Source organism: Rhodoplanes sp. SY1 (assembly GCF_046000175.1).
Classification (GTDB): domain Bacteria; phylum Pseudomonadota; class Alphaproteobacteria; order Rhizobiales; family Xanthobacteraceae; genus Rhodoplanes.
This window is the reverse complement of record NZ_JBEOMB010000003.1, coordinates 11,508-26,632: the sequence shown is the minus strand read 5'-3', so window position 1 is coordinate 26,632 and position 15,125 is coordinate 11,508. Positions and strand designations below refer to the sequence as shown.

The 15,125-nt window shown below is 71.5% G+C and carries 11 protein-coding genes; 8 read left to right on the top strand and 3 right to left on the bottom strand.

What is annotated here, in order from left to right:
- Nucleotides 1–3: 3 nt before the first annotated feature.
- Nucleotides 4–1,440, bottom strand: a complete 1,437-nt coding sequence (locus ABTU92_RS01120; RefSeq protein WP_408086825.1) for a TolC family outer membrane protein — start codon at nucleotides 1,438–1,440, stop codon at nucleotides 4–6.
- Between the two features lie 315 nt (nucleotides 1,441–1,755).
- Here ABTU92_RS01120 and ABTU92_RS01115 point away from each other — a divergent pair, with 315 nt between their 5' ends.
- From ABTU92_RS01115 to ABTU92_RS01105, 3 genes are all read left to right on the top strand, one after another.
- On the top strand, nucleotides 1,756–3,441 hold the full coding sequence (locus ABTU92_RS01115) for a thiamine pyrophosphate-binding protein (protein ID WP_408086823.1): 1,686 nt from the start codon (nucleotides 1,756–1,758) through the stop codon (nucleotides 3,439–3,441).
- Between the two features lie 262 nt (nucleotides 3,442–3,703).
- Entirely contained in the window at nucleotides 3,704–4,369 is a 666-nt protein-coding gene (locus ABTU92_RS01110; protein ID WP_408086821.1) for a TetR/AcrR family transcriptional regulator, read from the top strand.
- 149 nt (nucleotides 4,370–4,518) lie between these two features.
- A complete protein-coding gene (locus ABTU92_RS01105; protein ID WP_378478367.1) occupies nucleotides 4,519–4,806 on the top strand; it encodes a DUF6455 family protein in 288 nt (95 codons plus the stop codon).
- 293 nt (nucleotides 4,807–5,099) lie between these two features.
- Here ABTU92_RS01105 and ABTU92_RS01100 read toward each other — a convergent pair whose 3' ends face one another.
- Both ABTU92_RS01100 and ABTU92_RS01095 read right to left on the bottom strand, forming a co-directional pair.
- The gene (locus tag ABTU92_RS01100) at nucleotides 5,100–5,930 is read right to left on the bottom strand and encodes a universal stress protein (RefSeq protein ID WP_408086818.1); all 831 of its coding nucleotides are present in this window, start codon (nucleotides 5,928–5,930) and stop codon (nucleotides 5,100–5,102) included.
- Nucleotides 5,931–6,232: 302 nt separating this feature from the next.
- Nucleotides 6,233–6,604 carry a c-type cytochrome gene (locus tag ABTU92_RS01095; RefSeq protein ID WP_408086816.1) on the bottom strand — a complete coding sequence of 124 codons (372 nt, stop codon included), beginning with the start codon at nucleotides 6,602–6,604 and terminating at the stop codon, nucleotides 6,233–6,235.
- Between the two features lie 191 nt (nucleotides 6,605–6,795).
- On the opposite strand from ABTU92_RS01095, the gene ABTU92_RS01090 reads away from it, so the two are divergent.
- From ABTU92_RS01090 to aceB, 5 genes are all read left to right on the top strand, one after another.
- Nucleotides 6,796–8,289 carry an FAD-linked oxidase C-terminal domain-containing protein gene (locus ABTU92_RS01090; protein WP_408086815.1) on the top strand — a complete coding sequence of 498 codons (1,494 nt, stop codon included), beginning with the start codon at nucleotides 6,796–6,798 and terminating at the stop codon, nucleotides 8,287–8,289.
- A gap of 253 nt (nucleotides 8,290–8,542) precedes the next feature.
- The gene (locus ABTU92_RS01085) at nucleotides 8,543–9,775 is read left to right on the top strand and encodes an FAD-binding protein (RefSeq protein WP_408086813.1); all 1,233 of its coding nucleotides are present in this window, start codon (nucleotides 8,543–8,545) and stop codon (nucleotides 9,773–9,775) included.
- Nucleotides 9,776–9,782: 7 nt separating this feature from the next.
- Nucleotides 9,783–11,120, top strand: a complete 1,338-nt coding sequence (gene glcF, locus ABTU92_RS01080; protein ID WP_408086811.1) for a glycolate oxidase subunit GlcF — start codon at nucleotides 9,783–9,785, stop codon at nucleotides 11,118–11,120.
- Nucleotides 11,121–11,574: 454 nt separating this feature from the next.
- On the top strand, nucleotides 11,575–12,291 hold the full coding sequence (locus tag ABTU92_RS01075; RefSeq protein WP_408086809.1) for a histone H1-like repetitive region-containing protein: 717 nt from the start codon (nucleotides 11,575–11,577) through the stop codon (nucleotides 12,289–12,291).
- Nucleotides 12,292–12,319: 28 nt separating this feature from the next.
- Nucleotides 12,320–14,728 carry a malate synthase A gene (gene aceB / locus ABTU92_RS01070; protein WP_408086807.1) on the top strand — a complete coding sequence of 803 codons (2,409 nt, stop codon included), beginning with the start codon at nucleotides 12,320–12,322 and terminating at the stop codon, nucleotides 14,726–14,728.
- The last annotated feature ends 397 nt before the right edge of the window (nucleotides 14,729–15,125 follow it).

Here is a 15,125-nt window from a genome sequence, read left to right as displayed (position 1 = left end):
TCGCTACTTACCGTCCGGCGTCCGCAGGCCGTGCCAGGCGTCGCGCACCTGCTGATAATGCACCTGCGGCTCGTAGCTCGGCGTCGCCAGCGCCAGCGTCTTGTGGTCGAGGCGGCCGATGGTCGACAGGAGCGTGTAGGAGGCGACGACGCGGTCGCGCTGCGCCAGGATCAGGCGCGAGCGTGCCTGGGTCAGGTCCTGCTGCGAGTTCAGCACCTCGAGCGTGGTGCGCTGGCCGGCCTGCGCCTCGCGCTGCACGCCCTGGAGCGCGATGGTGCCGGCCCGCACCTCGGCCTCGGCGGCCGACAGCGCGATCTTGGCGCCTTCGTTCGTCACCCAGGCCGCGACCGTCGCCGTGTTGGTCTGGGTGCGCACCCGGTCGAGCACGATGCGGGCCTGGGTCAGCACCTCTTTCGACTGGCGCACCTGCGCGGCCGCCTGGCCGCCGTCGTAGATCGGCACCTGCAGGCTGCCGGTCAGGAACGCCTGGTCGGTGCCCTTCGAGCCGAGCGTCGTGTCGGTGTTGCGGTCGCGCTGCAGGCCGGCTTGCGCCGTGAGGGTCGGGTAGAGTGCCCCTTCCGCGATCTTGATGGCGTATTGCGAGACGTCGATGTCGAACTGGGCACCCTTGACGGCGGGGTTGTCGCGGCGGGCGAGGGAGACCGCCTCGTCGCGGCCGCGCGGCAGCAGCCGGTCGATCGGCTCGGCCGCGGCGAGGCGGCCGGGCGGCGCGCCGATCACCTGCTCGTAGGTCGCCTGAGCGATCGCCAGCGCGACCTCGGCAGCATTGAGGTCGGCATTGCCGCGGGCGAGCCGCGCCTCCGCCTGGGCGACGTCGGTCGGCGTCACGTCGCCGGCGTCGAGCCGCTTGCGGGTGGTGCCGAGCGTCTCGCGCAGGAACGTCACGTTGGTGCGCTGCGCCTCGACCAGCGACTGGTTGGCGACCACGTTCATGTAGGCCGTCACGGCGTCGAGCAGCACCGACTGCTCGACCCCGCGCAGCGCCTCGCGTCCCGAAAGCACCTGCGATTCGGCCTGGCGCACCTGATTGCCTGTGCGGAAGCCGTTGAACAGCACCTGCGTGATGGTGAGCTGCGCCGTGTAGCCGCGCAGCGTCGCCCGCTCGGTGTTGCCGCCGGGCAGCAGATCGCGCAGCGCGATCAGGCTCGGGCTCAGCGCCGCGTTGATCTGCGGCCGATAGCCGGACAGCGCGATCGACACGTCCTCGTCGGTGCCGCGCTGGCGCGCCCGCTCGGCATTGAGGACCGGATTGGTCTGATAGGCCCGCACCAGCGCGGTCTGCAGCGTGTCGGCATGCGCCCGCGGCGCCGCCGTCAGCACCAGGGCGAGCGCCGTCAGGCCGAGCATCGGCCCGAGCCGCGTCCGGCGGATCGGCCGCTCGTCCGCGCCCGCGGCGCGCTGCCTCGTCGTTGCAACCATCTCGTCCTGCACTCTCGTCCGACACCCCGGGCGTGCGGCCTCGCATCCGGTTCGATGCGACGTGTTCTTCGCGTGCCGTGCGCCACGTCGGGTCTTTACTACGAATTAACCGGTCGGTCGTCAGGGCGACCGTCGGTCGCGTCGCGAATCCACACCGACGTGACCGGAAGGCCGCATCGAAAGACGTATTAGCGGCAGCGACTTACACCCGGCTTACGGGAGCCGTTGACAGCTCCGCGCCGGCCGCGAAGATCGCCTCGCACGCCCGCGGGGCGTGCCGGGCCTCCGTCGCCCCCATCCCGGGAAAGTTCTCACATGCGTCCGCAAGGCAATCTGCGCACGGCCGCCGAAGCGCTGGTCGACCAGCTCGTCGTCAACGACGTGCAGCACGTGTTCTGTGTCCCCGGCGAGAGCTATCTCGCCGTGCTCGACGCCTTCCACGATCGCGACATCGCCGTCACGGTGTGCCGGCAGGAAGGCGGCGCCGCCATGATGGCCGAGGCGGTCGGCAAGGCGACGGGCCGGCCCGGCGTCTGCTTCGTGACGCGCGGCCCCGGCGCCACCAACGCCTCGCCCGGCATCCACATCGCCCAGCAGGATTCGAGCCCGATGATCCTGTTCATCGGTCAGGTCGGGCGCGACCAGAAGGAGCGCGAGGCGTTCCAGGAGGTCGATTACCGGGCGATGTTCGGCGGCATGGCGAAGTGGGTGGTCGAGATCACCGATCCGGCCCGCATGCCGGAGCTCGTCTCGCGCGCCTTCTACGAGGCGACCGCGGGCCGGCCCGGCCCCGTGGTCGTGGCGCTGCCGCAGGACGTGCTGGTCGAGCGCATCGCGGCGCCGCCGGCGCCGCCCTTCGCGCCGGTCGACATCGCGGCCGGCGCGGCCGATCTCGCCCGGCTGCGCGAGATGCTCGCGGGCGCGCAGCGGCCCGTGATGCTGCTCGGCGGCAGCCGGTGGACCGCGGAGGGCTGCCGGGCGATCGCCGACTTCGCCACGCGCTTCGACCTGCCGGTCGCCACGACGTTCCGCCGCGCCCATCTCTTCGACGCCCTGCATCCCTGCTACGCCGGCGACCTCGGCATCGGGCCGAACCCGAAGCTGCTGGCGCGGGTGAAGGATGCAGACCTGGTGCTGCTGGTCGGCGGGCGGCTCGGCGAGCTGCCGTCGCAGGGCTACGAGCTGATCGACATCCCGGGTCCGCAGATGAGCTTCGTGCACGTCCATCCGGGCGTGCAGGAGCTCGGCAAGGTCTATCGGCCGCATCTCGCCATCAACGCGACGCCGGCGGCCTTCGCGGCCGCCGCCGCGGGGCTCGCGCCGCTCGATCGTGTGCCGTGGGCCGGTGCCGCCGTAGCCGCGCATGAGGATTACCTCGCCTGGTCGGAGACCCCGACCGAGGTGCCGGGCGGCGTCAATCTCGGCCAGGTGATGCTGTGGCTGCGGGACACCCTGCCGGCGGACTCGTTCGTCACCAACGGCGCCGGCAATTATGCGGGCTGGATTCACCGCTTCTACCGGTTCCGCCGCTTCGCCACCCAGGTGGCGCCGATCTCCGGCTCGATGGGCTACGCCGTGCCGGCCGCCGTCGCGATGAAGCGGCTGCATCCGGACCGCACCGTCGTCTCGATCAACGGCGACGGCGACTTCCTGATGAACGGGCAGGAGCTCGCGACCGCTGTCCAGTACGGCCTGCCGATCATCGTGCTGGTCTGCGACAACGGCATCTACGGCACCATAAGGATGCATCAGGAGCGCGAGTATCCGGGCCGCGTCTCGGCGACCACGCTGAAGAATCCCGACTTCGCCGCCTATGCGCGGGCGTTCGGCGGGTTCGGTGCGACGGTCGCGGCGACGGCGGAGTTCGCGCCGGCCTTCCGGGCCGCGCAGGAGTCCGGGCTGCCGGCGATCCTGCATCTGAAGATCGACCCGGAGGCGATCACGCCGACCGCGACGCTCCAGGGCATCCGCGCGAAGGCGCTGGCCGCCCAGGGCGCATAGCCATTTCGGCTGCGACGATCGCGCACGGGGCCGCTCGTCCCCGCGCAGGCGGGGACCCAGGGTGACACGGTACGACGCTTCTGGATGCCCGCTTTCGCGGGCATGAGCGGAGGGTGAAGCGATTGCCGTCGCCGTCTCCGGGTCGTCCCCGAGACGGCGACGGCCGGCGTGGTTTCGCTTGCATGACCGGGCCCGGCGCGGCAGGGTCTGAATCTCGACTCATATCTTGTTCTGCAAAAATCATCGCCCGAGACCCGACACCATGCCTTACCGCCGCACCGAACGGGTCATCGAGCGCTTGGCCGCCCGCCGCGACGATATTCTCGCCTCGGCCCGCGCCGTCGCCAGTGCGCAGGGGCTCGTCGGCGTGCAGATCGTGCCGGTCGCCGAGCGCGCCGGCATCGCGGCCGGGACGGTCTATCGCTACTTCCCGGCCAAGGCGGACCTGGTCACCGCGCTGCTCGAGCAGGTCAGCGAGCAGGAGGTCGCCGCCATGGCCAAGGCGGCCGGCGCCGCGCCGGGGCCGCTCTCCGGGCTCGCCGCCGCGGTGACGAGCTTCGCCGGCCGGGCGCTGCGCCAGCGCCGCCTCGTCTTCGCCGTGCTGGCCGAGCCGGTCGAGCCGGAGATCGAGCCGCAGCGGCTCGCCTGCCGGCGCGCCATCACGGGCGTGATCGAGGGCTGCATCAAGGCCGCGATCGCCACCGGCCGGCTGCCCGAGCAGGACGTGCGGATCGCCGCCGACGCGATTCTCGGCGCGCTCGTCGAGGCGCTGATCGGCCCGGCCGCTTCGGTCGACGCGGATCCGGCGAAGCAGCGCGACGCCGTCCAGGCCGTGGTGCTGCTGGTGTTGCGGGCGCTCGGTGTGGTCGACGCGCGCGCCCGCGGCCTCGTGGTCCAGGCGCCGTGGCCGGCCGAGGACGCCGCCTGACCCCTCCGTCCCTGGATACCGCGGCGGGGGACGGCAGGGCGTTTGCTGCAGATCAAAAACCCGGTTGCCAAAGATCAAGGACGGTCGAGTCCGGACAATCCAGTATTCCCACGGTGCCGGCCGAACGATGCCGCGCCGCGGAGACGACGATGCGTGATTTCGACAGATTCGACCGATTTTCCGCCAACATCGGCGAGATGATGGAACGGCTGGGGATCGAGTGCGACGAGGAGGTCGACAGCTATTTCGGCCGCACGCTGGGCAGCGTCATCCGCTCCTGCCAGGCCTGCCGCTCGGCCGAGCTGTGCAGCGACTGGCTGGCCCGCGCACCGGTCGCCGTCAGCCGCGCGCCCGCCTTCTGCCCCTATGCCGAGCGCCTCGACGGCCTCGCCCTCGACCAGGCGGTCCTGCCGCCGCGCCGCCACACGGTGCACTGAGCGCGCGTTCCCGCGTCGACGACATGCCCGGCCTCGCGCCGGGCGTCGTGTTTTCGGGCCGTGTATCTGCCCTTGCTGCACACGCCCGTGTTCCGGACGCGCGCCAGCGCGAGCCGGAACCCAAGGGCCGCACGGAACAGCGCGGCCAAACGATGATCGCGCTGACGCGGAACTCTGTGGCTCTGGGCCCAGGCTCTGCGGCCCATCAAGCCGGTGGCCTGATGGGCCTCGTCCGGGGCAGGTCGATCGCGGCCGGGGCGGGCGGGCGCCGGCCTCCATGCGACACGCCGCGCTCAATGCGACATCAGCACCGGCACGGTCATCGAGCCGAGGATGCCGCGCGTCGCGCCGCCGAGCACGAACTCGCGCAGCCGCGAGTGGCCATAGCCGCCCATCACGATGAGGTCGGCCGAGACGTCGGCCGCATAGGACAGGATCGTGTTGGGCACGTCGACGTCCTCGGCGACGATGCGCTTGACGTCGACCTTGATGCCGTGGCGGGCGAGATGGTGGCCGACATCGGCGCCGGGGATCTCGTCGCTCTTCGAGCGCCCGGTGGCGACGATCACCACGTCGACCTGGGCGGCGCGCGCCAGGAAGGGCAGGGCGTCGCCCATCGCGCGGGCCGCCGTGCGACTGCCGTCCCAGCACATCAGCACGCGGTCGAGCGCGAGGCCGGCCTTCTGGATGTAGGGCACCATCACGACCGGCCGGCCGGACTCGAACAGGGCGCCCTCGGCGAACAGGTCGGCCGGCGACATCCGGTCGGGCTCGCGCTGGCCGACCACGGCGAGATCGAAGCGCCGGGCGATGCGGCCGAACATGTCGGTGGCGCCGCCGAGCGTCGCCTCGATGATTCGGTGGCCGGCCTGGACGCCCGCGAGCTCGGCCGCCCGGTCGAACCGCGCGATCGCGGTCTGCGCCATCGTCAGGCTCTCGTCGCGCTGGGCGTCGATCCACTCGGCCGACACCCCGTCCATGATGCTCGGCGAGATGACCGGGTCGTAGACGAACACCACCCCGGTGACATGCGCCCCGAAGGTGCGTCCGATCGAGAGCGCGAAGGCCGCCGCCGGATCGTGGTCGGCGACGAGCGCGAGGTTCACGACGATGTCCTTGATCATGCTTCACTCCCGTGACGCGCGGACCGGTCCCGGCCGGCCGGCGTCCTCTCGTTGCAGGGGCTCTCGTTTCAGCTGTCGATGCTAGAAGGCGGGCAGGGGCCGATGTTGACGGGGGTCAAAGCCCTTCGCCCCGGAGCCTAGGACGGCACGCCGCGACCATCAATCGCGGGTTGGGCGCCGCCGCCGGCCGCGACGGCGCTCGCGTTCGGAGCGTCACGCGCGTGGCGTAGGCGCGCCTCGCGTCGATCGGGGGGGGCGCCGCGGCCGGCACCGGGGGCACCGGCCGCGGCAGCCTGGTCGGGTTACTTCACGGTCTTGAGATAGGCGATCACGGCCTTGACGTCGTCCGGGTTCTTCAGCCCCGCGAACACCATCTTGTTGCCCGGGATCGTGCCCTTCGGGTCGGCCAGGTACTTGGTCAGGAACGCCTCGTCGACGGTCTGCTGGGCGAACTTCAGGTGGGCGTCGGAGTACTTGAAGCCGGCCACCTGGCCGAGCTTGCCGCCGTAGATGCCGAACAGCGACGGACCGACGCCGTTCTTGCCGGCCTCCACCTTGTGGCACGCCTTGCACTGGGCGAAGGCCTTCGGGGCCTCCTGGGCCGGCGCCACCGTGGTCGCCGCGACGAGGGCCGCGGACGCGGCCGTCGCCACCATGATCGAACGGATATCCAAAGTTCTACTCCTGAATGAACGGGTCGCCCGGGACGGCGCGTGTTGGTCCGGCGCCGGGCGAGACACGAGAATGGAAGACTGCGAGGCCGGCACCAGGGTGCGGCCGGTGCGATCATGCCGGTCCTGTTCGCCGCCGGTCAATTGGCTGTAGAGTGGATCCAACGAGAACAAGGATCACTGGGAGGATCCCCATGAGCGTGCGGATGCCGGCGCCCGACGCGGCCGTGCTGGCGCGCCGCGACGAGATCGTCGCGGCGTTGCGACGGATCGTGCCCGGCGAGGGGGTGATCGCCACGACGCGCGAGATGCGGCCCTACGAATCGGACGGGCTGACCGCCTATCGACAGCTCCCGCTGGTCGTGGTGCTGCCGAGCACCACCGAGCAGGTGTCGCAGGTGCTGCGGTTCTGCTTCGACAACGGCGTCAAGGTGGTGCCGCGCGGCGCCGGCACCTCGCTGTCGGGCGGGGCGCTGCCGCTCGGCGACGGCGTGCTGCTCGGCATGGGCAAGTTCAGCAAGGTCCGGCGGATCGACTTTTCCGACCGCGTCGCCGTGGTCGAGCCCGGCGTCACCAACCTCGCCATCACCCGCGCGGTCGAGCACGCCGGCTTCTATTACGCGCCCGACCCGTCGTCGCAGATCGCCTGCACGATCGGCGGCAACATCGCCGAGAACTCGGGCGGCGTGCACTGCCTCAAATACGGCCTGACCACCAACAACGTGCTCGGCTGCGAGATGGTGCTGATGACCGGCGAGGTGGTGCGGCTCGGCGGCAGCCATCTCGACGCCGGCGGCTACGACCTCTTGGGAGTCGTGACCGGCTCCGAAGGACTCTTGGGTGTGGTGACGGAGGTCACGGTGCGCATCCTACAGAAGCCGGAGACGGCGCGCGCGCTGCTCATCGGCTTCGAGACCCCGGAGGCGGCCGGCGACTGCGTGGGCAAGATCATCGCGGCCGGCATCATCCCGGGCGGCATGGAGATGATGGACCGGCTCGCCACCGCGGCCGTCGAGGAGTTCGTCCACGCCGGCTACCCGCTCGACGTCGAGGCGATCCTGATCGTCGAGCTCGACGGGCCGCGGGCCGAGTGCGACCACCTGGTCGAAACCGTATCCGGGATCGCGCGCGACTGCGGCGCCGTCACGGTGCGGGTGTCGGCCTCCGAGGAGGAGCGGCTCTTGTTCTGGGCCGGCCGCAAGGCGGCGTTCCCGGCGGTCGGCCGCATCTCGCCCGACTACTACTGCATGGACGGGACGATCCCGCGCGCCAAGCTCCCCTATGTCCTGCAGCGCACCCGCGAGCTGTCGGAGAAGTACGGGCTGCGCTGCGCCAACGTGTTCCACGCCGGCGACGGCAACCTGCACCCGCTGATCCTCTACGACGCCAACGACGCGGACGAGCTCGCCCGCGCCGAGGCGTTCGGAGCCGACATCCTGCGGCTCTGCGTCGAGGTCGGCGGCGTGCTCACCGGCGAGCACGGCGTCGGGGTCGAGAAGCGCGACCTGATGCCGACCATGTTCTCGGAGGTCGATCTCGACCACCAGCAGCGGCTCAAATGTGCCTTCGACCAGAAGGGCCTTCTCAACCCCGGCAAGGTGTTTCCGGAGCTGTCCAGCTGCGCCGAGCTCGGCCGCATGCACGTCTCCGGCGGCAAGCTGCCGTTTCCCGACATCCCGAGGTTCTGATGCCGGTCGGGCCGCTTCGCCTCGCGCCGCTGCCGTCACCTCTTCCCGCGCGCGGGGGCGCGGCTCTTGCCGCGCCAAAGAGGTCGACATTCGCGCGTCCAGCGCGGATGTCGGGTGAGGTGGCCTCTCGTGGATACGGAGGCGCCCCCTCACCCGACTCGGACCTTCGGTCCGAGCCACCCTCTCCCCGCGCGCGGGGAGAGGGAACGCACATGCCCGATCCGGGAATGGCAAACGAACGAGAAAGGGCACCATGACCGCCCCCCTCGCTCCCCGCGATGCCGCCGAGGCCGAGGAGGCCGTGCGCTGGGCGCTCGGCGTCGGCAAGACCCTGGAGATCGTCGGACGCGGGTCCAAGCGGGCGCTCGGCCGGCCGGCCCAGACCGACGCCACGCTCGACCTGTCCGGTCTCGCCGGCATCACGCTCTACGAGCCGAAGGAGCTGGTTCTCTCGGCCCGCGCCGGGACCGCGATCGCCGCCGTGCAGGCGCTGGTCGCCGAGAACGGCCAGGAACTCGCCTTCGAGCCGATGGACTTTTCCGCGCTGCTCGGCGGCGCGCCGGGCGAGGGGACGCTGGGCGGCGTGCTGGCGACCAACCTGTCCGGCCCGCGGCGCATCAAGGCGGGGGCGGCGCGCGACCACTTCCTCGGCTTCGTTGCCGTGTCGGGGCGCGGCGAGACGTTCAAGGCGGGCGGCCGGGTGGTGAAGAACGTCACCGGTTACGACCTCTCCAAGCTGATGGCCGGCTCCTTCGGCACCCTCGCGGCGCTGACCGACGTGACCATCAAGACCCTCCCGCGGGCCGAGACCGAGGCGAGCGTGCTGGTCCTCGGGCTGTCGCCCGAGGCGGCCGTCGCCGCCATGGCGGCCGCCATGGGCTCACCCTTCGAGGTGTCGGGCGCCGCCCATCTGCCGGCCGGCGTCGCGGGGCGCACCGGCGTCGCCGGCCTGCCGGACGGCCGTGCCGTGACGGCACTGCGGCTCGAGGGCGTCGCGCCGTCGGTCGCCCATCGCCGCGACGGGCTCCTGGGCCTGCTCGCCGCGCACGGCGCCCGCGAGGGCCTCGCCGTGGAGGCCTCGCGTGCCCTGTGGACGGCCGTGCGTGACGTCACGCCGTTCCGCTCCTCCGGCACGCCGGAGGCCGACCGGCCGGTGTGGCGCATCTCGACGGCGCCGTCGCGCGGCGCCGAGGTCGCCGCCCTGATCGCCGCCGCGACCGACGCGGAGGTTCTCTTCGACTGGGCCGGCGGGCTCGTGTGGGCGGCGGTCGCGCCGTCCGCGGACGCGGGCGCGGCGGCCGTGCGCACCGCCACGGCCCGCTGCGGTGGCCACGCGACCCTGATCCGTGCGCCCGCGGCGGTGCGCGCCGCAGTCGACGTGTTCGAGCCGCAGCCGGGACCGCTCGCGGTGCTGACCCGGCGGGTCAAGGAGAGCTTCGATCCCCGCGGCGTGCTGTGCCCCGGGCGGATGTGGGCGGGGGTGTGAGCGCGTCATGAGGACCGAGTTCTCTCTCGCCCAGCTGGCCGATCCGGCCATCGCCGAGGCCGACAAGATCCTCCGCGCCTGCGTCCATTGCGGCTTCTGCACGGCGACCTGCCCGACCTATGTGCTGCTCGGCGACGAGCTCGATAGCCCGCGCGGCCGCATCTACCTGATCAAGGACATGCTGGAGGCCGACCGGCCGGCGGGGCCCGAGGAGGCCAAGCACATCGACCGCTGCCTCTCGTGCCTCTCCTGCATGACGACCTGCCCGTCGGGCGTGCATTACATGCACCTCGTCGACCATGCCCGCACCCACATCGCCGACACCTATCGGCGGCCCTGGCACGACCGGCTGCTGCGCATGCTGCTCGCCCGCAGCATTCCGAACCCGCGGCTGTTCCGCCTGGCGAGCGCCGCCGCGACGCTCGGCAAGCCGCTGGCGCCGCTGCTCGCCCGCGCCGGGTTCTCGCGCGTCGCCGCCATGCTGCGGCTCGCGCCGGCGCGCCTGCTGCCGGCACCGGCGCCCTCGGGCCGGGTGTTCCCGGCCGAGGGGACGCGGCGCGGCCGCGTCGGGCTTCTGTCCGGCTGCGTCCAGCGGGTGCTGTCGCCCGACATCAACGCCGCCGCCTTCCGGGTACTGACCCGGCACGGCTTCGACGTCGTGCTGCCGGCCGGCGAAGGCTGCTGCGGCTCGGTCACGCACCACATGGGCGACGAGGATCACGCGCTCGCCGCGGCGCGCGCCAACGTGACGGCGTTCGCGGCGGAGCTGGACGGCGACGGGCTGGACGCGATCGTCTCGACCGCGTCCGGCTGCGGCACCACGATGAAGGACTACGGCTTCATGCTGCGCACCGACCCGGCCTTCGCCGACACGGCGGCGCGGGTCGCGGCCAAGGTGCGCGACGTGTCGGAGGTGCTGCACGGCCTAAGCGACGTGACGCGCGCGCCGGTGCCGGCCCTCACGGTCGCCTACCAGGCGCCGTGCTCGCTGCAGCACGGACAGAAGGTCGTGCGGCAGCCCAAGGAGGTCTTGGCACGGCTCGGCTTCACGGTGCGCGACGTTCCGGAGGGACACCTGTGCTGCGGCTCGGCCGGCACCTACAACATCCTCCAGCCCGAGCTGTCGGACCGCCTGCGCGACCGCAAGATCGGCAACCTCGAGAGCCTCGCGCCGGACGTGATCGCGGCCGGCAATATCGGCTGCATCACGCAGCTCGCGGGCGCCACCGCGATCCCGGTCGTGCACCCGGTCGAGCTCGTCGACTGGGCCACCGGCGGCCCGCGCCCGGCGGCGCTCGCCGGCACCGGTGCGGGCGGCGCATCGCCGCGGACGCGGCCTGCGTGACGATCGCGATCGTCACGCAGCGGGCGAGACATCGCACGAAAGGCGTTGCAAGCGCGGTGTCGTCGTGAAAGATGGAGCGCGCGCTGCCGTCAGCTCACGTCCGACATGACATGAAAAGCGTGCGGCTCGGTTGGCGAATCGGTTGCGCGAGCGCAAGATCGTGACTATCGAGAAGAACGCGCCCGATGCGGTCATCTGCCGACGACGTCGGCTCCTCTCACGGATCGCCGCGGGCTTCGCACTCCCGGTCGCGCACACCGAGCCCTCGCCTCGGTCGGACGATCGGGGTTCAGCGCCGATGGCCATGGAGCATCGCGGAATGGTCGAATCCGGTGTGCCCGACAGGAGCGCCGCGACGTCGTCCGCGTCCCCGCACGGTTCTTCTCGGTGTTCGATGATCCTGGCCAATCCGTCGCCGTAACGTCGAGCCCAGTCGAGATCGGGAGCATCCCACATGGCAAAGACCGCGAAGAAGGCCGCGCCGAAGGCCAAGGCCAAGAAGCCTGCCGCCAAGTCCGCCACCAAGCCCGCCAAGGCCGCCGCGACCAAGAGCGCGACGACCAAGAAGGCCGCCGCCAAGGCGCCGGCCGCCAAGAAGACGGCGGCCAAGAAGACCGCGGCGAAGAAGCCGGTCGCCAAGAAGACCACCGCGAAGGCGCCGGCCGCGAAGAAGGCCGCGGCGAAGAAGCCGGCCGTGAAGAAGACGGCTGCCAAGAAGCCCGCGGCGAAGAAGACCGTTGCCCGCAAGGCCGCCGCGAAGGCGACCGCGCCCAAGAAGGCCGCCTCGAGGAAGACCGCCGTCAGCAAGACGGCCGCGAAGAAGCCGGTCGCCGTCAAGAAGCCCACGGCCAAGAAGGCCCCGGTCAAGAAGCCTGCTGCGAAGCAGCCCGCTGCGAAGGCCGCGGTCCGTAAGCGCGTCGCCGCGCCGGCCCCGGCTCCCGCGCCCGTCGCCGCTCCGGCCGCCGAAGCCCCGGCTCCCGCCGCCGCCGAGCCGGCCGCTGCCAAGCCGACCGCCACGAAATCGGCGCCGAAGCCGCGCCGCATCGTTCGTCGTCCGGCGCCGACGCCGCCGGCCGACATCGCCACGCCGGCCTCGTCCGACGTGAGCGTTCCCCCGCCGTCCGTCGCCGCCGCCGCGGTCGCGGGCGAGATCGATCAACCGAGTCCCTGAACGAGACGAAGGCCGACGAAGAGGTCCCATGGCCAAGGCATCCCGGAATCCGATGAAGAAGAAGACGGGCGCGAAGGGCGCCAAGGCGGCGAAAGGCGCGGCTGCCGCCGAGCCCAAGACGCGCAAGACAGCCGCCAAGATATCCGCCACAAAGGCGGCCACGGCCGGGAGCCGTGCCGGCAAGACCAGCAAGCCGGCAAAGCCGGCAACTGCGACCAAGCCGGCGAAGCCGGTCAAGGCGAGCAAGCCGGCGAAGCGAGCCGTGAAGCCTGCGGCCAAGGTCGCGAAGCCCGCCAAGCCGGCGAAGCCTGCGAAGGCATCGCGGCCGGTGACGTCGGCCAAGACCGCCAAGGCTGCAAAGCCGGCAAAGGCCGCGCGCGCTGCGACGCGCGCGGCGGTGAAGCCCGCCGGCAAGTCGGCCAAGCCGGTGGCTCCGAAGGCTGCCAAGGTCGCCGCCAAGGCGGCTCCGAAGGGGGCCGTGAAGGCCGCGGCGAAGCCGTCTAAGGCGCCGACCGCGTCGGCCAAGCCTGTGACGAAGCCGGCCGCCAAATCGGCCGCCAAGCCCGCCGCCAAACCCGCCACCAAGCCCGCCACCAAGCCCGCGGCGAAGCCCGCCAAGGCGGCCGCGAAGACCCCGGCTGCGAAGAAGCCCGCCGAAGCGCCGGCGGCGATGTCGAGCCTCGACATCGCCCGCGAGCGCGCCGCCGGTCGGGTCAAGCGCGCGGTGCGTCGGGTGGTCGCGACCGTCGCCGATGCGGCGGCGTCGGCGCTCAAGCCCGCGCCAAGGCCCGCCTCGGCGCTGCGTCCGTCCGAGAAGAAGCCGCGGGCCGAGCGGCCGCGGGCGCGCGGCGGCGCCGTTCCGGGCGTCGTCGTGAAGGGCCGCATGGGGCCGCGCTATCCGGAGATTTTGTCGCCGGGCGCGCTCGCCTTCCTGGCCGAGCTGCATCGCCGCTTCGACGGCCGCCGCCGCGAGCTGCTCGCGGCGCGCGCCGAGCGCCAGGCGCGCTTCGACGCCGGCGAGCTGCCCGACTTCCTGCCCGAGACGGCGGAGATCCGCTCGGGTGACTGGAAAGTCGGCCCGATCCCGGCCGACCTGCAGAACCGTCGCGTCGAGATCACGGGTCCGGTCGACCGCAAGATGATCGTCAACGCCCTCAACTCGGGCGCGACGCATTTCATGGCCGACTTCGAGGACGCCAACTCGCCGACCTGGTCGAACTGCATCGAGGGCCAGCTCAACCTGCGCGACCGCTGGGACGGCAAGATCGACTTCACCGACGAGACCTCGGGCAAGCGTTACGCGATCGGCGACAACCCGGCCGTGCTGATCATCCGGCCGCGCGGCTGGCACCTGCTCGAGGAGCACGTCACGGTCGACGGCGAGCCGATGTCGGGTTCGCTGTTCGACTTCGGCCTCTACTTCTTCCACAACGCCAAGGCGCTGCTCGCCAAGGGCTCGGGCCCGTACTTCTACATCCCGAAGCTCGAGTCGCATCTCGAGGCGCGGCTGTGGAACGACGTGTTCCTCCACGCCCAGGAGAAGCTCGGCATCCCGAAGGGCACCATCAAGGCGACGGTGCTGATCGAGACGCTGCCGGCGGGCTTCGAGATGGACGAGATCCTCTACGAGCTGCGCGACCACGCGGCCGGCCTCAACGCCGGGCGCTGGGACTACATCTTCTCCTTCATCAAGAAGCTGGCGAAGCGCCCCGACTACGTGCTGCCGGACCGCGGCCAAGTGGTGATGGGCAAGGCGTTCCTCGGCGCCTACGCGCTCCTGCTGATCAAGACCTGCCACCGCCGCGGCGCCTTCGCGATGGGCGGCATGGCGGCGCAGATCCCGATCAAGGGCGATCCGGCGGCCAACGAGGCGGCCTTCGCCAAGGTGCGGGCCGACAAGGAGCGCGAGGTGAACGACGGCCACGACGGCACCTGGGTTGCCCATCCGGACCTAGTGCCGGTGGCCAAGGAGGTGTTCGACCGGCTGATGCCACAGCCCAACCAGGTCGACCGCCAGCGCGACGACGTCGAGGTCGGCCAGACCGATCTGCTGCGACTCCACGAGGGCAGCAAGACCGAGGAGGGCTTCCGCCTCAACATCCGGGTCGGCGTGCAGTACATCGAGGCGTGGCTGCGCGGCCGCGGCGCGGTGCCGATCTACAACCTGATGGAGGACGCGGCGACGGCCGAGATCTCGCGCGCGCAGATCTGGCAGTGGCTGCAGTACGGCGCCGTGCTGGAGAACGGCGTGACGGTGACGCCGGAGCTCTTCGACAAGGCGCTGGGCGAGGAGATGGAGCGGGTGCGCGGCGAGCTCGGGGCCGAGGCCTACGACGCCGGCCGCTTCCCCGAGGCCATCGAGCTGTTCCGCCGCCTCTCGCTGGCGCCGGAGTTCGAGGACTTCCTCACCGTCCCGGCCTATCAGCTGCTCGCCTGAACCGGGCGACCGGCTGTCGTGATTCAAAGGGCCGCCCCTTTCGGGCGGCCCTTTTTCGATTCGCCGGAACGCGCGTGTCGACACGGTTTCGCCGTTGTCCGGCCCGTGTCCTGATCCGTCATAAACGGCCCGCCTGCCTGATCGGACTAGCAAAATCCTCCCCGAGGACAGGTCGTGCGGCCGCATTGTGGCAGAACGGCAACGCCTGTCATGAACCGTATTAGATTGCCTATTTAAGCGGCAATTGCCGCGCGATTTACCTTGCCGCGCGACCATCCCGTGTGAGTTTATAAATCACGATCTGCTCCCGCCTTGGGGAAGTCGGGGGCAGGGAAAAGTGGGGTTCAGGCGAGCGCAGCAGCCCGGTGCGTCTCGCAAGGGGGATAAGGGGGCTCGA